This is a genomic window from Roseovarius sp. BRH_c41 (assembly GCF_000961715.1).
Lineage (GTDB): Bacteria > Pseudomonadota > Alphaproteobacteria > Rhodobacterales > Rhodobacteraceae > Roseovarius.
Genome location: NZ_LADY01000053.1, coordinates 177,610 through 196,691, shown reverse-complemented (window position 1 = coordinate 196,691; position 19,082 = coordinate 177,610). Strand labels below are relative to the sequence as shown.

The 19,082-nt window shown below is 61.4% G+C and carries 18 protein-coding genes and 2 tRNA genes; 8 read left to right on the top strand and 12 right to left on the bottom strand.

The window, feature by feature from the left end; translation table 11 throughout:
- Nucleotides 1-84: 84 nt before the first annotated feature.
- Nucleotides 85-261, top strand: coding sequence for a hypothetical protein (locus VR71_RS25155; RefSeq protein WP_296430482.1), 177 nt, complete (start codon nucleotides 85-87; stop codon nucleotides 259-261).
- Here the strand turns inward: VR71_RS25155 and VR71_RS16210 are convergent.
- The 8 genes from VR71_RS16210 to VR71_RS16175 all read right to left on the bottom strand — a co-directional run bounded on the left by VR71_RS16210 (nucleotide 258) and on the right by VR71_RS16175 (nucleotide 5,867).
- Complete coding sequence (locus tag VR71_RS16210) at nucleotides 258-1,331, bottom strand: 2'-deoxycytidine 5'-triphosphate deaminase (protein WP_045685761.1); 1,074 nt, start codon at nucleotides 1,329-1,331, stop codon at nucleotides 258-260. The two genes, VR71_RS25155 and VR71_RS16210, sit on opposite strands and share 4 nt — an antisense overlap.
- Nucleotides 1,332-1,409: 78 nt before the next feature.
- Nucleotides 1,410-1,486 (bottom strand) — tRNA-Pro (locus VR71_RS16205).
- A 67-nt stretch (nucleotides 1,487-1,553) separates the two neighbouring features.
- Nucleotides 1,554-2,393, bottom strand: coding sequence for a MerR family transcriptional regulator (locus VR71_RS16200; protein WP_045685760.1), 840 nt, complete (start codon nucleotides 2,391-2,393; stop codon nucleotides 1,554-1,556).
- A 14-nt stretch (nucleotides 2,394-2,407) separates the two neighbouring features.
- Nucleotides 2,408-2,752 (bottom strand): integration host factor subunit alpha, encoded by a 345-nt coding sequence (gene ihfA / locus VR71_RS16195; protein WP_296430493.1) that lies wholly within the window; start codon nucleotides 2,750-2,752, stop codon nucleotides 2,408-2,410.
- Nucleotides 2,753-2,820: 68 nt separating this feature from the next.
- A complete protein-coding gene (locus tag VR71_RS16190; protein ID WP_045685759.1) occupies nucleotides 2,821-3,795 on the bottom strand; it encodes a beta-ketoacyl-ACP synthase III in 975 nt (324 codons plus the stop codon).
- Nucleotides 3,792-4,910: a phosphate acyltransferase PlsX gene (plsX, locus tag VR71_RS16185; protein ID WP_045685758.1), complete on the bottom strand. Its 1,119-nt coding sequence runs from the start codon at nucleotides 4,908-4,910 to the stop codon at nucleotides 3,792-3,794. Before plsX ends, VR71_RS16190 begins: the two co-directional genes overlap by 4 nt.
- A gap of 23 nt (nucleotides 4,911-4,933) precedes the next feature.
- Nucleotides 4,934-5,140: a 50S ribosomal protein L32 gene (rpmF, locus tag VR71_RS16180; RefSeq protein WP_008281050.1), complete on the bottom strand. Its 207-nt coding sequence runs from the start codon at nucleotides 5,138-5,140 to the stop codon at nucleotides 4,934-4,936.
- Nucleotides 5,141-5,303: 163 nt separating this feature from the next.
- Nucleotides 5,304-5,867 carry a DUF177 domain-containing protein gene (locus tag VR71_RS16175; protein WP_045685757.1) on the bottom strand — a complete coding sequence of 188 codons (564 nt, stop codon included), beginning with the start codon at nucleotides 5,865-5,867 and terminating at the stop codon, nucleotides 5,304-5,306.
- 88 nt (nucleotides 5,868-5,955) lie between these two features.
- Between VR71_RS16175 and VR71_RS16170 the strand changes: the two genes are divergently transcribed.
- The 4 genes from VR71_RS16170 to VR71_RS16155 all read left to right on the top strand — a co-directional run bounded on the left by VR71_RS16170 (nucleotide 5,956) and on the right by VR71_RS16155 (nucleotide 9,913).
- Nucleotides 5,956-6,411: an outer membrane protein assembly factor BamE gene (locus VR71_RS16170; protein WP_009819006.1), complete on the top strand. Its 456-nt coding sequence runs from the start codon at nucleotides 5,956-5,958 to the stop codon at nucleotides 6,409-6,411.
- 79 nt (nucleotides 6,412-6,490) lie between these two features.
- Nucleotides 6,491-7,228, top strand: a complete 738-nt coding sequence (locus VR71_RS16165; protein ID WP_009819005.1) for a GNAT family N-acetyltransferase — start codon at nucleotides 6,491-6,493, stop codon at nucleotides 7,226-7,228.
- A gap of 41 nt (nucleotides 7,229-7,269) precedes the next feature.
- Nucleotides 7,270-9,087 carry an ABC-F family ATP-binding cassette domain-containing protein gene (locus tag VR71_RS16160; RefSeq protein ID WP_045685756.1) on the top strand — a complete coding sequence of 606 codons (1,818 nt, stop codon included), beginning with the start codon at nucleotides 7,270-7,272 and terminating at the stop codon, nucleotides 9,085-9,087.
- A gap of 43 nt (nucleotides 9,088-9,130) precedes the next feature.
- The gene (locus VR71_RS16155) at nucleotides 9,131-9,913 is read left to right on the top strand and encodes a potassium channel family protein (RefSeq protein WP_045685755.1); all 783 of its coding nucleotides are present in this window, start codon (nucleotides 9,131-9,133) and stop codon (nucleotides 9,911-9,913) included.
- A 7-nt stretch (nucleotides 9,914-9,920) separates the two neighbouring features.
- Here VR71_RS16155 and VR71_RS16150 read toward each other — a convergent pair whose 3' ends face one another.
- The 4 genes from VR71_RS16150 to VR71_RS16135 form a co-directional block, all read right to left on the bottom strand.
- Nucleotides 9,921-10,676: a 3-hydroxyacyl-CoA dehydrogenase gene (locus VR71_RS16150; RefSeq protein WP_009819002.1), complete on the bottom strand. Its 756-nt coding sequence runs from the start codon at nucleotides 10,674-10,676 to the stop codon at nucleotides 9,921-9,923.
- A gap of 105 nt (nucleotides 10,677-10,781) precedes the next feature.
- Entirely contained in the window at nucleotides 10,782-11,834 is a 1,053-nt protein-coding gene (locus VR71_RS16145; protein ID WP_045685754.1) for an AbrB family transcriptional regulator, read from the bottom strand.
- Between the two features lie 44 nt (nucleotides 11,835-11,878).
- Nucleotides 11,879-14,119 (bottom strand): molybdopterin cofactor-binding domain-containing protein, encoded by a 2,241-nt coding sequence (locus VR71_RS16140; RefSeq protein ID WP_045685753.1) that lies wholly within the window; start codon nucleotides 14,117-14,119, stop codon nucleotides 11,879-11,881.
- A gap of 3 nt (nucleotides 14,120-14,122) precedes the next feature.
- Complete coding sequence (locus VR71_RS16135; RefSeq protein WP_045685752.1) at nucleotides 14,123-14,584, bottom strand: (2Fe-2S)-binding protein; 462 nt, start codon at nucleotides 14,582-14,584, stop codon at nucleotides 14,123-14,125.
- A 112-nt stretch (nucleotides 14,585-14,696) separates the two neighbouring features.
- On the opposite strand from VR71_RS16135, the gene VR71_RS16130 reads away from it, so the two are divergent.
- The 3 genes from VR71_RS16130 to VR71_RS16120 all read left to right on the top strand — a co-directional run bounded on the left by VR71_RS16130 (nucleotide 14,697) and on the right by VR71_RS16120 (nucleotide 18,873).
- The gene (locus VR71_RS16130) at nucleotides 14,697-15,596 is read left to right on the top strand and encodes a hypothetical protein (RefSeq protein WP_296430480.1); all 900 of its coding nucleotides are present in this window, start codon (nucleotides 14,697-14,699) and stop codon (nucleotides 15,594-15,596) included.
- A gap of 65 nt (nucleotides 15,597-15,661) precedes the next feature.
- A tRNA-Thr gene (locus tag VR71_RS16125) sits at nucleotides 15,662-15,737 on the top strand.
- A gap of 718 nt (nucleotides 15,738-16,455) precedes the next feature.
- Entirely contained in the window at nucleotides 16,456-18,873 is a 2,418-nt protein-coding gene (locus VR71_RS16120) for a Hint domain-containing protein (protein WP_045685751.1), read from the top strand.
- Nucleotides 18,874-19,082 lie beyond the last annotated feature (209 nt).

Sequence of the window (19,082 nt, the reverse complement as noted above, 5' to 3'; positions counted from 1 at the left end):
AAAAGCACAACACGCCCGGTCCGCCCTGAAATTGGCAAGTTTCAGGGTTATGTCGGTGCAAGAGGCAGCAAGAGGAGCGGTGCTATGAACGCCAATCAGATGATCAACATGGTGGTTCGCATGATCCTGCAACGGGTGATGCGCGGCGGCATGACGGCGGTGAGCAAGAGAATGAGCGGCGGCGATGACGCGGCGGCACGCAAGACCGTGCAGCGCGGGCGGCAGGTGATGAAGATCGGCCGCAAGATGGGGCGCTTTTAAGCCTTGAAATGCTTGGAGAGTTTCAGGCCCTGACCCTGATAGTTTGACGCTATGCCCGCGCCGTAGAGCTGATCGGGCACGCGGTCCATGTGTTCATAGACCAAGCGTCCGACAATCTGGCCATGTTCCAACACGAAAGGTGCCTCGTGGCAGCGCACTTCGAGCACGCCGCGAGAGCCGGTGCCGCCTGCGGCAGCATGGCCAAAGCCGGGATCGAAGAAGCCTGCGTAATGCACCCGGAATTCGCCCACCATGGCCACATAGGGGGCCATTTCGGCGGCGCATTCGGGGGGGATATGCACCGCCTCGCGGCTCACCAAAATGTAAAAGGCACCGGGATCGAGGATGATCTGGCCGTTGTCGGAATGCACCTCTTCCCAATAGGCGGCGGGATCGTAATGGCCGATCCGGTCAAGGTCGATCACGCCGGTGTGCGGCTTGGCGCGGTAACCGACCAGCGTGCCGGTGGCAGGGCGCAGATCGACGGAAAAGCCAAGCCCTTCGTCGATCATGGCGGCACCATCCACCAGCGGCGTTTGGGCGTGGAGCGCGCGCAGGGCGTCATCCGAGAGCACGGCCTGACCTGCGCGAAAGCGGATCTGGTTGAGACGCATGCCGGGGCGCACCAGCACGGAAAAGGAGCGCGGGCAAATCTCGGCATAGAGGGGACCGGCATAGCCGGGGGTCACACGGTCAAACTCGACCCCGCTGTCGGTGATGAGGCGGGTCAAGAGATCGAGCCGACCGGTCGAGGATTTGGCATTGGCAACGGCCTGCACGCCCAGGGGAAGGGCCAGCGATTCCATCAAAGGGACCACGTAAACGCAGCCTTTTTCCAGCACCGCCCCGGCGTCGAGGTCGATGCGGTGCATTTCAAACTCGGCCAGCCTATCGGCGACGGTGCGCCCGGTCCCGGTGAGAAACGATGCCCGCACACGGTAGGCCATCTGACCGAGACGCAGGTCAAGGCTGGCAGGCTGGATCTGTTCGGGCTGGATCGCGGGTGTGCCGGACAGGGTGCCCGTGTCGATCATGGCGCGGATTTGTTGGCTGGAAAGAACCCCGGTCATCTCTGCCCCCTCTTTTTGCGCCCCGCATTCTGGTCAGGGTGCCCGAGGGGCCGAGGCGGGCGGAATCGTCGGTAAATTTGGTCGGGCTAGCAGGACTTGAACCTGCGACCTTCCGTCCCCCAGACGGACGCGCTACCAGGCTGCGCTATAGCCCGACGATGGGCTGTTCATAGCGATTTTGTCCGCAGGGGCAAGAGGGAAATCCCGAAATCGCGCAGGGATTTACCGGTCTTTGGCGTGAGAGGCGGCCTGAGCCCGGAGTGCTGCGACGAGCGGGGCAAAGCGGCGGGCCAATTCCGGGGACACGGGCCGGGGCAGGGTGCTGAGCGCGGTCAGAAGACCGGGGGCTGCGGCGAGGGTGTCGCTCGGATCTGCGGGGAGATCGGGCTCTGCGAAGGGCTCTGGCGGGGGGGTGGTCTCGGCCGCCACATAGTCTGTGGTCTCCGGCGTCTGGACCGGGACGGGAGTGGAGAGTAGGAGGTCATCCGGCTCGGCAGCGGGTTCTGGTTCGAGTGCTGATAGGGGTTCGTCCTCAGCAGTGTCAGCCTCTGGCTCCGGGTCACGGGCGGCAGAGTGCGTGGTCGGTGCGGCCCGCGCGTGGTCTGCTGCCTGGGAGATATCGCTCTCGTCTTTGGCCGTGTCCGCCAGATTATCAGTTGCGTCCGCAGTCCCGGAGTCCGGTTCAGGCTCTTGCCCGGGATGTGCGAAGGTCAGCACGTCGGCGGGGCGCGCGGGTGCTGTTTCGACATCGAGTGCAATGCCGCTGATCTCGCCCGTGGACTCGTCGTCCAAGGGCGGCGACATCCCGCATACGTGTTGAATACCGTTCTCGCGGAGATATTTTTGCGCGCCCTTGATGGTCATGCCCTGATCATGCAGGAGCGCTTTGATGCCACCAATCAGCGTCATGTCTGCGGGGCGGTAATAGCGTCGTCCACCGGCGCGCTTGACCGGCTTGATCTGGGTGAACTTGCTTTCCCAGAACCGCAGCACATGCGCCGGAACCTCAAGCCAATCCGCGACTTCGCTGATGGTTCTAAAGGCGTCGGCGGCTTTGCCCATGGGCGGCGATATCCTCAGCTCTTGGTGCCGTCGGCGACGCGGTCTTTCATCAGGTGAGAGGGGCGAAAGGTCAGCACCCGGCGTGGGTTGATCGGCACTTCTTCGCCAGTTTTGGGATTGCGGCCGACGCGGGCCGTCTTGTCGCGCACCGAGAAGGTGCCGAAAGATGAGATCTTGACCTGTTCTCCGCGCACAAGGGCGTCGGACATATGGTCCAGAACGCTCTCGACCAATTGCGCCGCGTCATTGCGCGACAGCCCAACCTCGCGGAAAACGGCCTCGCTCAAATCCATCCGTGTTAATGTCTTGTCGGTCATCACATCCCCGCGATTTTTTTCATTACATTGCGGCGAAGAGATTTCCGAGTCAATCTCAACCACTTACAGGCAGCGGTTAACCTGCGCCTTTTCGCGCATTTTGGTGAGATTCACCAGCGTAGGGCCACGGCGCCCCACGCCAGACCCCCGCCAATAGCCTCGGCAAGCAGCAAATCGCCCTGTTTGATCTTGCCGGAGGCCACCCCGACCGAGAGCGCCAAGGGGATCGAGGCGGCAGAGGTGTTGCCATGATCCTGCACGGTGACGATGACGCGGTCCATCGGCAGGCCCAGTTTCTTGGCCGTGCCCTGAATGATGCGGATATTGGCCTGATGCGGGACGATCCAATCGACATCGGCACCGGTCAGCCCGATTTTCTCGAGTGCGGCCTCGGCGGTCGACGCGAGCTTCTCGACCGCCTGACGGAAGAGGGGGTTGCCCTGCATGCGCAGTTTGCCCGCCTCGCCGGTGGTTGAAACACCGCCATCGACATAGAGCATATCGCGATAGCGACCGTCGGAATTGAGGTCGGAGGACAGGATTCCGCGATCGGCGGAGGTGCCGGTGCCCTGTTCTGCCGCCAGCACCAATGCGCCCGCCCCATCGCCAAAAAGCACGCAGGTCGAGCGGTCCGTCCAATCCATGATGCGGCTGAAGGTCTCTGCGCCGATCACCAGCACGCGCTGCGCCTGACCGGAGAGGATGAGCGCGTTGGCGGTGGTGAGCGCGTAGATGAAGCCTGCGCAAACGGCCTGAATGTCAAAGCCGAAGCCACGCGTCATGCCAAGCTCTTTTTGCACCATCGTGGCCACAGAGGGGAATGTCAGGTCTGGTGTCGATGTCGCGACAACGATCCCATCAATGTCATCGGCGACAAGACCCGCATTCGTGAGGGCTGCGCGCGCGGCGCGCACAGCGAGATCCGATGTGGGTTGGCCATCGGCGGCAAAATGACGGCGTTCGATGCCGGAGCGGGTGCGAATCCACTCGTCCGAGGTCTCCAGAGTCTTTTCGAATTCCGAGTTGGGAACGATGCGGTCTGGTAGATAATGCCCGATACCTTGGACGACGGAGCGCAGTGTCATTCAGTTTCAGCCTCTGGTTGGGGCTCTGTTTGGAGATCTGAGGGGGCATCCTGATCCAGCAGGGCCGCAGAGGCAACCCGCGCCGCCAGCTTGTCGGAAAAGCCCGATTGTGCCAACTCGAACGCCAGTTTGATTGCGGAGGATACGCCCATGGAATCGGCCGCGCCATGCGATTTGACCACGGTGCCGTTGAGCCCGAGGAACACGCCGCCATTGGCGCGGCGCGGGTCAATCCGCTTTTTCAGGCGGGCGAGCGAGGTATAGGCCAGCACCGAGGCCAGGCGCGACAGCAGCGAATAGGCAAAGGCCTCGCGCAGCAGGTCGGAAATCAGTTTGGCGATGCCTTCGCCGGTTTTGAGGGCCACGTTGCCGGTGAATCCGTCGGTGACGATCACATCACATTTGGTGCCGGGCAGGTCGCGCCCTTCGACAAAGCCGACGAAATCGAAATCCGCAATCCGGGCGTTGGCGGCGATGAGGTCATAGGCCTCTTTCAGCTCGGCGCGGCCCTTGTGCTCTTCGGTGCCGACATTGAGCAGGCCGATCCGGGGGCGCGCAAGGCCGAAGCCGTTGCGCGCATAAGAAGCCCCCATAAGGGCATATTGCATCAGATCCTTGGCATCGGCGCGAATGTCTGCGCCGCCGTCCAGCATGATATTGTGCTTTTGCGGATTCTTGGAGGGCCACATGACCGCTATGGCGGGGCGGAAGATGCCCGGCAGCTTGCGCAGTCGCAGCACCGACATGAGCATCAGCGCGCCGGTATTGCCGCAGGAGACACAGACCGTCGCCTCGCCCATGCGAACCGATTCGAGCGCGGACCACATCGAGGTCTCACGCCCGTGACGCACCACATGCGACGGCTTGTCTTCCATCTTGACAACTTCGGGCGCGTGCCGGATTTCGCATCGCTCGGAGAGGCCACGACGTTTCGAGATCAGGCGCTCCAACTCTTCGCGGGGGCCATGTACGATAAACCCGATATTGGGGTTCTTGGACGCGGAATCGGCAATGCCGGCGACAATGGTCGCCGGCCCCTGATCCCCGCCCATGGCGTCAATCGAGATGATGGTGCGTCCTGCACCCGCCTTGGATTGGTCCGTGCGAGCGGTCATGCAGCAAATCGCCTATCGCGGCTTCAGGCCGCGTCGTCTTCCAGGTCGATCTCTTCCACCAGCGCCACGACCTCGCGGTCGGCATAGTGTCCGCACGCGGAGCACACATGATGCGGGCGCTTCAGTTCGCCGCAGTTGGTGCATTCGTTCGGATTGCCTGCAACCAGCGCGTCATGGGCGCGGCGATTGTTGCGGCGCGATTTCGATACTTTGTTCTGTTGGACGGCCATGTCGCAACCTCAATTCCTGTGGGCCGATATGGCCCTGTTTCACGGGTGTTCGCGGCTCATAGTATGTTACGAGCCGCCGGTTCAACCCCAAATTCCGGTGAGAGCGGGAAAATACAGAGATTTAATGCCGGGGCAAGCGATTCTTGGGGTCAGCGCGAGGCGATCAGTCGTCATTGCCCTCTTGCAGCTTGTCTCGCAAGCTGGCGAGGGCGGCAAAGGGCTTGGTCTCTTCGTCCTGCAGGGGGGCAACACCCTCCTCGGCGATTGCGAGGCTGCCGAGTTCGGCACCATCGCGGCGCGGATAGGCGGGCAGCGCCAGCGCCAAGGCCTCGATCATCACGCGAGAGAGGTCGATTTCGGCACCCAGGGGCTCAAACGTGTCATCCTCGGGCATCTCGATCTCTGCGCCGGGTTCGACCGGGTCGAGATCGGCCTCTGGCGAAAAGCGTCGGGTGACTTTCTCATCAATGCGTGTCTGCACGGGCTCGAGCGTGACCACGCAGGGCTGGATCACGGTTGCGCCCAGGTCGGCCTGCAACAACCAATCCTTGCGCCCCTCGGCGCTCAGCGTACCGCGAAGGCGCAATTTGCGCAGACCGAGCAGATCGAGTTCCGCGGAGATGGCTTCTGTCTGCGCCGTGTCAGGCACCAGATCAAACGTCACGGGCCGGCGGGTCGAAAGGTCAGCCACGCGAATAACCTGGGTCTTTTGCGGGTGTTGTGACATCTTTCCCCTCGCTTCCATTCTTGAAACATTGCATCACCTTGCTGTAAGCGGGATAAAAGCCACAGGCGGCCAAGACAAGAGGGCAGAGATGACAGCGATCCGAAACCGAGTGGTCAGCGCCTTGGCGCTTTGCTGTCTTATTGTCGCAACCGGCTGTTCAGCCACCTACCGCAATCACGGCTATGTGCCGCCCGAAGAAGACCTGCAAAACCTCGTGGTGGGGGTGGATACCCGTGCCACCGTGGATGATGTCGTTGGGCCGCCATCTTTGTCAGGCGTGCTGGCGGATGGTGATTATTATTACGTGCGCAGCCGGGTGCGTGAATATGGCATGTTCCGCCCAAAGGTCGTGGAGCGTCGGGTTCTGGCAATTTCGTTCAATGACGATGACACGATCGCCAATATCGAAGAGTTCGGGCTTGAGGCCGGTCAAGTGGTGCCGCTGGCGCGGCGTGTGACGGATTCGTCTGTGATCAAGAATGGCTTCCTGCGCCAGATCCTGAGCAATATCGGCAATCTCAACCCCGCCTCTGCGTTCGAGTAAAAAGAGGTCATGCCGCTGTCACAGCTTGCGTGCTAAAGCGACCGGGACTAGGGTCGCTCAGCGCAGACGGGGTCGCGGCATGGCAGGGCTTGGCAATCAGCGGTATCAGGCACGGATCGGCACCACGCCCGAGGATCGCCACGCCGCACAGCGGTTGCGGGCGCGGGCCTTTCTGGGCGAAGCCGAGGGGCTGGATCGCGATGCGTTTGACGATATCTGCACCCATGTTCTGATCGAGGACGCTGCGAGCGGTGCTTTGGTCTGTTGCTTCCGGATGCTGATGCTGACCGGCGGGTCTGAGGTCGCGCAGAGCTATTCTGCGCAGTTCTACGAATTGTCCGCGTTGGCCGGATTTGAGGGCAAGATGGCCGAGATGGGCCGGTTCTGCATCGCGCCCGGCCTGAACGATCCCGATATTCTGAGAGTGGCCTGGGCGGCGATGACGCGGTTTGTCGATGCCAACGGCATTGAGATGCTGTTTGGCTGTTCGTCGTTTCAGGGAACCGAAACGGACACCTATCTCGATGCCTTTGCTATGCTGCGGGAGCGGCATCTGGCACCGCGACGCTGGTGGCCGCAGGTCAAGGCCCCGAGCGTATTTCGCTTTGCGCAGCGTCTGCGGCGGCACAAACCGGATGTGAAATTGGCGATGCGGCATATGCCGCCTCTGTTGCGCACCTATTTGATGATGGGAGGGTGGGTGAGCGACCATGCGGTCATCGACCGGCACCTCAACACGCTGCATGTGTTCACCGGCGTCGAGATTGGCGCCATTCCGGCCACGCGCAAACGACTGCTCCGAGCGCTGGCAGGCTGAGGTCCCTTGACGCTGCCGGGGCGGCAGGATAGCCCGCGCCCATGGCACGCGCACCTCTTTTACAACTCACCGACATTTCGCTCACCTTCGGGGGTGAGCCTGTGTTTCACGATCTCTCGCTTGTGGTGCAACCCGGCGACCGGGTGGCGCTTGTGGGGCGCAACGGATCGGGCAAATCCACGTTGATGAAGGTGATGGCCGGTCTGGTCGAGCCGGATCGCGGTGTGCGGGTTGTCACGCCGGGCATCAGTGTGGGCTATATGGAGCAGGAGCCTGACATGGTCGGGTTCACCACGCTGGGGGACTATGCCGCGAGTGAATTGGACCCGGCCGAGACATACAGGGTTGAGATGGCGGGCGAGGGGCTGAAATTCGATCCGGCACGCCCGGTCAGCACGGCTTCGGGCGGGGAACGGCGGCGCGCGGCGCTGGCCAAGCTGATGGCTGAGGCCCCCGATCTGATGCTATTGGACGAACCGACAAACCATCTCGATATTGAGGCGATTGCCTGGTTGGAAACCGAGTTGCGCGAGACCCGTAAAGGCTTTGTCCTCATCAGTCACGACCGCGCTTTTTTACGTGAACTGACGCGCGCAACCCTCTGGATTGACAGGGGAATGACGCGACGACAGGAAAAGGGTTTCGAGCACTTTGAAGTCTGGCGTGACAAGATCTGGGAAGATGAGGATCAGCAGCGGCACAAGCTGGATCGCAAGATCAAGTCTGAGGGGCGTTGGGCCGTTGAAGGGATCAGCGCGCGACGCAAGCGCAATCAGGGGCGGGTGCGTGCCCTTGCCGAATTGCGTGCGGAGCGCAGCAGTCAGATCAGGCGTCAGGGCACGGCAGCAATGGCGCTTGAAGCGGGGCCGTCCTCGGGACGGAAAGTCATCGAGGCTCTTGATATTTCAAAGGCTTATGGCGACAAGCTCATCTTGGACAAGTTCAGCATCAAAATCCTGCGCGGTGATCGGGTGGCCTTTGTTGGCCCCAATGGCGTGGGCAAGACGACGCTGCTCAAAATGCTGCTCAAAGAAATTGAACCTGATGCCGGAACCGTCAGCCAAGGCACCAATCTGATGCCTGCGGTGTTCGATCAGGCGCGGGCACAATTAGACCCGGAAATGAGTCTCTGGGAAAGCCTGACGGGCGATGCCGATATGCGGGTATCGGGGCAGGCGGATCAGGTGCTGGTACGCGGTCAACCCCGGCATGTGGTGGGTTATCTCAAGGATTTCCTGTTTGACGAGCGGCAGGTGCGCGCCCCGGTCAAGTCTTTGTCGGGGGGAGAGAAGGCCCGGCTTTTACTGGCCAAATTGATGGCGCGCGAAAGTAACCTGCTGGTCTTGGACGAACCGACCAATGATCTGGATATCGAGACGCTCGATCTCTTGCAGGAGCTGCTTGACGATTACGACGGCACGGTTCTGCTGGTCAGCCATGATCGCGATTTTCTGGACCGGGTGGCGACCAAGACAATCGCCATGGAGGGGGATGGTCATGCCACCACCTATGCCGGGGGCTGGTCGGATTACCGGGCGCAGCGCTTGGCGGATGTCACAGAGGATTCGGCGAAAAAAGCCGAAAAAACAGATAGTAAAAAGCCGGAGTTGAAGCAGAAAAAACCCGCCGCTACGCGCCTCAGTTTTACTGAAAAACACCGGTTCGAGGAACTGCCGGCGATGATTTCACGGCTTGGTGCCGAGATTGGCAAGCTCGAAGGTCTTTTGGCCGATCCGGCGCTTTTTAAGCGCGAACCGATCAAGTTCAAAAAGGCCACGGAGGCCTTGACGGCGCGGCAAGCGGCCTTGGCTGATGCCGAGGAGGAGTGGTTGGCATTGGCAGAGCGGGCCGAGGGCTGATTTCTGCTGTAGTCCGACACCTGTCGCCGCTAAGGTGCGTTTCATGACCGGCACGGACGACAAAATCAAGGATCGTATCAAGCGACTTTATGAAGGGCGCAGCACGCGCGCGACCCGATTTCGCTATGCGCTTCTGGCCTTTGACGCGTTGAGTATTCTGTTCTTTCTGGCGACGGCCACCTTGACGCTCAATCCGGCGCTGATCGTCGCGGATGTCGTCATTGCGCTCATCATCCTTGGCGATTTTGTCTGTCGGCTGTGGATTGCCGAGAATCGCTTGCGCCATCTGCGCCAGATCTATGTGCTCGTTGATATCGTTGTTCTGGCGTCGCTCATTGTGGCGCCGTTTCTGGGGCAGGGCTGGGCCGCGCTGCGGCTTTTGCGCGCGCTACGACTCGTGCATTCTTACCATCTGCTGCGTGATCTGCGCCGCGATGTGCGGGTATTCCGCCTGCATGAAGATGCGATTGTCGCGGCTGTGAACCTTTTGGTGTTCATTTTTACCATGACGGCGTTGGTCTTTCTTTTTCGCGGGGGTAAGGAGCCGGGGCTCGAGACCTATGTCGACGCGCTCTACTTCACGGTGACGACGCTGACCACGACGGGATTTGGCGATATCATCATGACCACGGGCACCGGGCGGCTCTTGGCGGTTGGGATCATGGTGGTGGGGGTTGGTCTGTTCCTCGGACTTGCGCGGGCCATCTTCATGCCCTCCAAAGTGCGCTACAAATGCGAAGGCTGTGGCCTGTTGCGGCATGACCCGGATGCGATCCACTGCAAGCATTGTGGCCGTGAGGTCCGGATCGAGACTGAGGGCGCATAGCTGCGCCTCACTGCATCCGCAGCGCCCCATCAAGGCGGATCACTTCGCCATTGAGATAGCCGCATTCGATGATGAAGGTCGCGAGCTGGGCATATTCCACCGGATCGCCCAGACGTTTGGGGAATGTCACTTCTGCGGCGAGACTGTCCTGAACCTCTTGCGGCAGGCCGCGCAGCATCGGCGTGGCAAAGGTGCCGGGGGCAATGGCCATGACGCGGATACCGTCGCGCGCCAGATCCCGGGCCATGGGCAGCGAGAGACCGACGATCCCCCCCTTGGAGGCGGCATAGGCGGCCTGACCCTTTTGCCCGTCAAAGGCGGCGATGGAGGCGGTGTTGATGATCACGCCGCGTGCGCCATCTGTATCGGGGACGTTCTGCGCCATTTCCGCCGCTGCCAGGCGCGCCACGTTGAAAGACCCCACAAGGTTGATGTCGAGCGTGCGCCGAAAGAGGTCGAGCGGGTGCGGGCCGTCGCGGCCCAGCACCTTGGCACCGGTGGCGATGCCTGCGCAATTGATCGCCGCTGTGATCCGGCCCATGGCGGATTTGGCTGTTGCGATGGCGGCTGACACTGAGGCCTCATCGGTGACATCGGTCGTTACGAACTGCGCACCGATTTCCGCGGCGATGGCCTCTCCTCGCTCCGCATCGCGGTCAAGCAGCGTCACCGCGGCACCCATGGCGCGGAAATGGCGGGCTGTCGCCTCGCCCAGACCAGAAGCACCGCCGGTGATGATCGCGGCTGTTTCGTCAATGCGCATTTTGCCCTCGCTTGATTTAAATGAACATGTGTTCAAATACTGGGTGTGATCCCTGCTGTCAAAGACTGTCTTGGGCTTTTTCTTGGTCCAAATACTCGGCTCCGTTCACTCTTGGCGCTGTCGTAAGCGGGTGATCACCCCGAGCGTCAGCACGGTGAGCACGATGCGGTAGATGTGGTGGATCGTCACAAAGGCGGGATTCGCCTGAAGGCTGAGCGCCACCAGCGCCATTTCGGTAACGCCGCCGGGGGCGAGGGTGATGAGGAGCACATCCACCGCCTCGCCCGTCATCTCATGCAGGGCGAGGGCCAGCCCGACGCCGAGGGTCAGCATCGCGCCCACCGCCGCCAAGGCGAGCGCAGCACCGCGCAGCAAGAGGCTGCGGCTAAGCCCGGTAAAGCGCATGCCAAGTGCAGTGCCAAGCACGATTTGTGCCATGTTCACAAGCCATTGCGGGATGTCAAAGCTGAGCCAGCCGCTGAGCGACAGGGCCGCCGCAAGGGCCATCGGCCCGGTCATTTGCCCTGCAGGCAGGCGCAGCAGATGACCGAGACCCAAGCCCCCAAGCCCCGCCAGCACGATCAGCGGCAGGTCTGACCAGGGCACATCGGGGCGGGCCATGGTCATGCCGGCAGAACTGCCCACCGGGGCCCCCAGCCAGAGCGAGAGGCCAAGGGGCAGGGCCGTCACCACCACGATGATGCGCAGGAATTGCTGCATCATCAGGCGGGTTACGTCGGCGCCTGCCGCCTCGCCCAGTTCGATGCTCTCATAGAGCCCGCCGGGGGTGCTTGCGTAAAAGGCGGTGGTGGGATCATAGCCACCAAGATGGCGAAAGATCGTATAGCCCATAGCATGCGCCAGACCGACAAAAAGCGTGACTGCGCCAAAGGTTAGCGCGTAGTGATGCGCCTCGGTGAAGAGGGCGGGGGTGACTTGGGCACCGATCATGAGGCCAATGATGGCGATGAACATGAGGCGCAGTTTCTGGGGAAAGCGGTAGCCTGTGGGCAAGCGTTCCGGCAGGACGGTGGCGATGAGCGCCGAGATCGTCAGCGGACCCAGGAGGAAGGGCAGGGGCAGGCCGATGGCCTGGCCTGCAAAGCCCGAGAGAGCAGAGAGTATGAGCAGGAGAAGGGTGGTCGCGTGGATCGGCATGGCGCCAGTTCAAGCATCGGGCGCGGGCGGGGGCAAGGGGGGGATCAGAGGAATGTGACGAATTTGTCAAAGGGCATTTCGCGCAGACGTTGACCTGTGGCTGCGAAGATCGCATTGGCCAGCGCCGGGGCGGCGGGGGGCACGGGCGGCTCGCCGATGCCCTTGATCTTGGTGCCGTTTTCCAGACCGCGGACGGTGATTTCCGGGCATTGATAGAGGCGAAGTGATTGAAATGTATCGAAATTGCCCTGTTCCGCCGCGCCGCCCGCATAGGTGATCTGGGCGTGCATCGCATGTCCCAGACCAAAGAGCACGCCGCCCTTGACCAGCCCTTCAAAGTTGATCGGATCAAGGATGCGGCCCACGTCGGCGGCGACGAAGACGCGGTCAATGCGGAGGCCGTTTTCGGTGTTCGTGACCTCGACCACTTGCGCGCAGGGAACGCCGAAGGAGAGGCAGAACGCGATGCCGCGACCCTGACCGGGGGCAAGGGCGCTGCCCCAGTTCGACATCTCGCCGACCGCCTCCAGCACCTGCCGCGAGGGGGCGTGAGTGCAAAGGCGCAGGCGCTCGGTCAGCGGATCGGCCCCGGCGGCGTGGATCAGTTCGTCAAGCAAACAGTCGTGGAAAAACCCGTTGGAGGATGCCCCCACCGAGCGCCAGGACGAGATCGGTGCCAATTCGGGCGCGCGGTAGCCGGTGACGCGGTAGTGAGGAATATCAAAGGGTTGATCCCATGCACCGGCCACGATTTGCAGGTCTGGACCGGGGGTGGGGATGCCTTGGCGGCCCATCTGTGAGGCGAGGATCGAGGGCATGGCGATGCCCAGATCATAGGCCGTGACCTGCCCGTTTGCGACCCGGCCCCGCCCGCGCGCCATGGCGATCTGGCGGGGAAAGTCGTGGGACATGTCCTCTTCACGGGAATAGGTCAGTTTCACCGGCCTGCCGGGCAATTCCATCGCGATGCGGGTGGCGTGGCGCGTCACCTCATCCTCGAGCCGGTGGCCAAAGCTGCCGCCGATCATCAGGGCGTGGATGTGGATCGCATCAGGTGTAAGGTTTGTAAGCTTTGCCACGTTATTTTGTACAAAGCGCGGCACTTGGGTGCCGGTCCAGATATCGACCCGCTCGGGCGTGTAGAGAACGGTGGCGTTGAGCGGTTCGAGCGGCGCGTGGGCGAGGTAGGGCGCGCGGTATTCGACGGTCAGATCGGTTCCCTCCGAGAAGGCGGTTTCGATATCGCCCGTGTCGCGGAACTGGCTGTCTTGCCGGTCGGGGGTGAAGCTGTCTGCGAGGGTTTGCCAATGGGCGTCCATCTCGGGTGGGATGGGGGCGGGGCCCCATTCGACCGGGATCGCGGCGACCGCCTGCATCGCGCGCCATGTGGTGTCGGCGATGACGGCGACGCCCTCGGGCAAGGCCACCACCTTGATCACGCCGCGCATGGTGAGGGCGGGGGCGGGATCATGGCTGAGGCGCGTGCCGCCCATCGCCGGGTTGAGGCGGAGCGCGGCATGGGCCATGTCGGGGAGCGTCATGTCGATGCCATAGGTTTGCGTGCCGGTGGATTTGGCGACGATGTCGATGCGCTGCATCGGTTGGCCGATGAGTCGCCAATCGGAGGGGGCGCGCAGGGTTACATCGGTGACAGGCTCGGTTTTCGCGGCCTCGGCGGCGAGGCTCTGATAGCTGAGGCTGGTGCCGTCGGGCAGGATCACCGCGCCGCGTTCGGTGCGCAGGTCTGTGACAGAGATGTTATGCAACCGGGCGGCGGTGGCCTTGAGCGTTTCGCGCGCGACGGCCCCGGCATGGCGGAGTTTGTCAAAGCCATCGGGGACGGTGGTAGAGCCGCCGGTGATCTGCATGCCGAGAAATTTCATTGGCGCATCGGCAAGGCTGCGCACGGTTTCGGCAAGCCAACTGTCATCTGTGGCGCGGAACGGCACGGCATCGCCCGACAGGGCGGTGTTGTAATAGGCGGGGCTGGGGGGGCCGGGATCGGTTTTGATCTGGTCAAGATCCACATCGAGTTCCTCGGCAATGAGGGCTGCCTGAAGGGATACGGCCCCTTGGCCTTTGTCGGCGCGGGGGGTGATGAGGGTGATCGCGTCAGCCGTGATGCGCACATAGGGGGTCAGCGCCGCTGCCCCCTCGGGCAGGTCGGTGAGCAGCGGGTTGGCGTAGGGCGTCTTGTACCGCCAGACACCAAAGGCCACACCGCCCGCGATGGCGGCGGAGCCGATGAGGAATGTGCGGCGAGCGATGGTTTTGGCGCGGCCCATGGGTCACGCCCCCTTGAGGCTGCGCGCCGCGGTTTTGACCGCCTCGCGGATGCGGGGATAGCTGCCACAGCGGCAGAGATTGCCGGACAGGGCGTCGTCAATCTCGGTGTCGGTGGGATCGGGGGTCTCACTGAGGAGGCTTGCGGCCTGCATGATCTGGCCGGACTGGCAATAGCCACATTGCGCGACCTGATGCGCGATCCATGCGGCCTGAACTGGATGCGGCGCATCGGGCGTGCCCAGCCCTTCGATCGTGGTCACAGGCCCCCAGACATCGCCCACCGCCACCTGACAAGAGCGAGTGGCCACCCCGTCGATATGCACAGTGCAGGCGCCACATTGGCCGATACCGCAGCCATATTTCGGCCCGGTGATCCCCAGAACATCGCGCAGCGCCCAGAGGAGCGGCATGTCGGGTTCGAGATCATCCAGAGAATGGTTGGTGCCGTTGACGGTGAGTTGCACGCGCAGCCCTTTTTGCAGCCTTTGGAATAATAATAAACCGATCAGTTCAGTTGTCCAGATGGCATGGCAATTGCTGTTTCACTCGGGCGCAAAGACCGTATAGTAGGGGCCTATGAAGCAAAAAACCGGAAAACGGATGCAGGTCGTCATTCACGCAGGAGCCCATCACACCGATGACGACAGGTTGATCAATTGCCTGTCCGCCAATCGAGAGATGCTGGCTGAGCACGGCACCAATGTGCCTGATCCGCAACGCTATCGCCGTTTGGTGCGGGATATTCTGCACCGGGCGCAGGACTCCGGGCTGGCACCGGATGCACGCGACATTCTGGTTGATGCCATCAGCAATGAGGGGGCGGTGGATCGCCTTGTTCTGTCCAATCCGGGATTCTTCGGCACACCCAAGATGGCGGTAGGCGGCGGGACTTTTTACGGTGCGGCCGAGCATCGGCTCAATCTCTTTCGGCAACTCTTTCCCGACGATCAGATCGAGTTGTTTCTTGGAGTGGTCAATCCGGCGACCTTCTTGCCACCGCTGCTCAGGCAGACCGAATTCGATACGATCGAGGCCTTGTTGCGTGGCTATGAGGTGGCGCAGCTGAGGTGGTCGGAGCTTGTCACCCGGATTCGCACCCATCATCCGGATATTCCCGTCACCGTCTGGTGCAATGAGGATACGCCGCTGATCTGGAGCCAGGTCGTGCGTGAATTGGCTGGAATTGACCCCACGGTGCAATTTGAAGGCGAGTTCAGCCTGCTGGAAGAAATTATGACGCCGGCAGGGCTCGAGCGGTTTCGCGGCTATGTGGCGGCCCATCAGGGCATGACCGAAGTGCAGAAACGCCGGGTCGTTGCTGCGTTTCTGGATAAGTTTGCCGATGAGGCCGCCATCGAGGAAGAGCTAGACGTGCCCGGCTGGACCGATGCTGTGGTGGGCACGTTGACCGAGCTCTATGACGAGGACATGTTCACAGTCCAGCGCATACAGGGCGTTCAGGTCATAACCCCGTAAAGCGGGGCAATTGAGTGAGAATTTCGCTTGCAGTGCCGAGACAGCTTGTCTAATCAGGCGCGCAAGCCCCTATAGCTCAGCTGGTAGAGCAACTGATTTGTAATCAGTAGGTCCGCGGTTCGAGTCCGTGTGGGGGCACCATTCCTAACATTCTAGAGTGTGAGCACCGAGGACGCGGTGCTTTACCTGTTGGACATATCCACAGTGATTAAGAGATTCGGCGATATCTTTGGAGCGTTGAGTTTCCAGAGTCGCAACAGACGTCAGTTCATAGCCCTATTGTTGCGGCTTTCGTCGCGGTGCCATGATTTTGCCACAGGTGCGGAGGGGGGTCGAAAGGGGGCCTCGCTTGTCGCAGAATTTGAAACAATTACACGCTATGCGTGTGGTGTGTGGCAGGGGCGACGGAGGTTGTTCCAGTTTTCTCATATTTTTAGAGATCAGCCCAATCGGTTTGGGAAACAGTGCATTACCATGAGGTGAGCATTGTGCGGCAAAAACAAGGCTGGCGTTAACCAGCGTGACGCAATTTTGGCACTTTTGCGCCAGATTTCCCTTGGGCCAGCCTATTCGAAAGGATAATGTCTAGTCAGCCCAACTGGGGGGTTATGTCTGTAGGTCGCGGGGGCGGCCGCACAAAACCATCGCGTTTATCCGTAATGCGCTTGCGCTTACTACGGGTCTGCCTGAACGTGATATTTGGAAGTTTTGGGTGTCTTGCCCCTAAGTGTAGTGCCATGTTGGTATTGCTTCCCCTTTGGTTCTGTGCCGGCCGCTCCTGTCTTGCATCGTCAGGAATGGCGCAGGCGTTTTTGAACAGGGTCGCAAGCATGTGCTTTTGAAGCACGGGAGATGGAACATGGCAATTAACAGAATTGACGGTGATAACACCGAAAACCGCATTGATATTGCTTATACAGCTGATCCCGAGGGGGATCGTATTGACGCGAACGATGCACCGGATGGTTCCAACGATGATGTGGTCGACGGGCTGGGTGGGGATGATACGATTCTCGCAGGTGCCGGGGACGACACGGTTTTTGCCGGGTCTGGCAGCGATTCTGTCGAGGGCGGCGCGGGAAATGATCTGCTCGTTGGCGACACGCCCGATCCGGCAGCGGGCGGGCGGGAGGTGTTTCAGTGGAGCGAGGCCCCCGATCCCAACGATGCAGACCCGATTGATGCGGGCGATCCGATCACGGGGTTCACGCAGAATACCGGCTCTGTCGATGTCACATTCTCGGTGCTCAAGACCTCGGTGACAAATGATACGACCTTTGGGGCGAACACGCAGGACGTTTCGGGCGTCGTGACGGGTGGCGCACCAGCGGATGCCAACAGTTCGCTCTCGGCGGACCTCACTGCGGCGGGAAAAACCGATCTCAAACTTCAGTTCTCGTCAGAGGTGGAGAATGTGTCGTTCAAGATCAACGATCTGGATGGCACTGAGCATGTCCAGATCTTTGCCCTCGATGCCGATGACAATCTCATCCCGGTGACATTCACGGCCGGATCAGCTGTGACCGTCCTGAGCCCGGAAGAGGCGCTTGGTGCCGGGTCCGGTTCAGACGATAATCCGACGCATGGTTTGTTGGTTGAAATCGCGGGTCCCGTGTCACAGCTTGTCATTCGGTATTCCGATGAGGCCGGAACCTCGGACGGCATTAACGTGACGGATGTGTATTTCGGTCTGCCGGGCAGCGTGATCGACACCGGGCTTCCGGGCGATGACACGCTGATCGGGGGCGACGGCGATGATACGCTCCTCGGTGAGATCGGAGACGATTCTCTGATTGGTGGCGATGGGGCGGACAGCATCCTTGGTGGCGCGGGAAATGACACGATCGACTCCGGGTCTCCGGTATCGACAGGTCCTCTCCCCGATCTGGGCTTTGGCACGATCGTTCCCGCTGATCCTGATCCCGAGAACGACCGGGATTTCGTATCGGGTGGCGATGGCGATGACGTGATCCTGACCGGCGACGATGCCGATACGATCACGGGCGGCACAGGTGCGGATGTCATCGACGGTGGTATTGATGCCGACCTGATTGATGGTGACGAGGGCAATGACACCCTCATCGGGGGCGAGGGATCGGATACGATCAATGGCGGCGCCGGTGATGATGTGATCTATGGCGGGCTTGATCCAAGCTTTCCGGACGAGTTCAACATTCCCGACGCGACGGACCCCGAGCCTGACAATGGTCGGGATCTGATTGATGGCGGCGATGGCAATGACACGATCTTTGGTCAGGATGATGACGACACGATTTTTGGTGGCGCCGGAGATGATGTGATCGACGGCGGCATCGACAATGACTTGATTGATGGCGGGGCTGGGGCGGATGTCCTGACCGGGGGCCAGGGCGACGACACGGTCACGGGAGGCACCGGCAACGACACGCTGAGCGGTGGCGATGGTGCCGATAGTCTGAGCGGTGGTGATGATCGCGATGTATTCCTCGCGGCTGGTGCGGGCGATGTGATTGACGGCGGCACTGGCGACAGCACGGATGACGGGGTCAATGACGATTTCGACACGCTCGACCTGCGCGGTCTTGGGCGGTTCGACATTGTTGGGCAAACTGTTGATGCGGATGGTGATTCGACCTCGGGGACTGTCAATTTCCTTGGCACGGACGGCGCGGTCACTGGGTCGCTGCAATTCACCGAGATCGAGAACCTCATTCCTTGCTTTACCCCGGGCACGGCGATTGCCACGCCGCGTGGCGAAAAGCTGGTGGAAGAGCTGAAGGTCGGCGACAAGGTGATCACCCGCGACAACGGCTTGCAGGAGATCCGTTGGATTGGTCAGCGTGTTCTCAGTGGGGATGAATTGATGCGCTCGCCGCATCTGCGCCCGATCCTGATCCGTGCTGGCTCTCTTGGGCATGGTCTGCCCGAGCGGGATATGCTGCTCAGCCCGCAGCACCGGATTCTGCTCAATTCGGATCGGGCCGCGCTCTATTTCGAAGAGCGTGAGGTATTGGCGGCGGCCAAGCATCTGATGGGAATTGAGGGGGTCGAACAGGTCGAGACGCGGGCGGCCACCTATATCCACTTCATGTGCGATCAGCATGAGGTGGTTCTGTCCAACGGCACCTGGACCGAGAGTTTCCAGCCCGGTGAGCAAGTGTTGGACGGGATGGGGGCTGCGCAGCGGAACGAGATCTTTGATCTCTTCCCAGAGCTTCGTGCGATTGAGGGGATTGACGCCTATCAGGCCGCGCGGCGCTCGCTCAAGCGGCATGAGGCACAGTTGCTGGTGCGCTGAACGGCGGCTCTATTGTTACGAATTCGTGGACAATCCCGGTGTAGTGCCGGGATTGTTTCGTTTTGATGCGGTGGATGGTGAGGCGTACCGGGGCAGGGGCCGACGGCGTGTTTTGCGCGCTGAGGCCGGCCCGAAACAGGTGGTCGATGCCGGGGGCATGATGCGGGTGCGCACGAGCAGATAAGCCCTGCGGGGCGCTATAAGCGCGG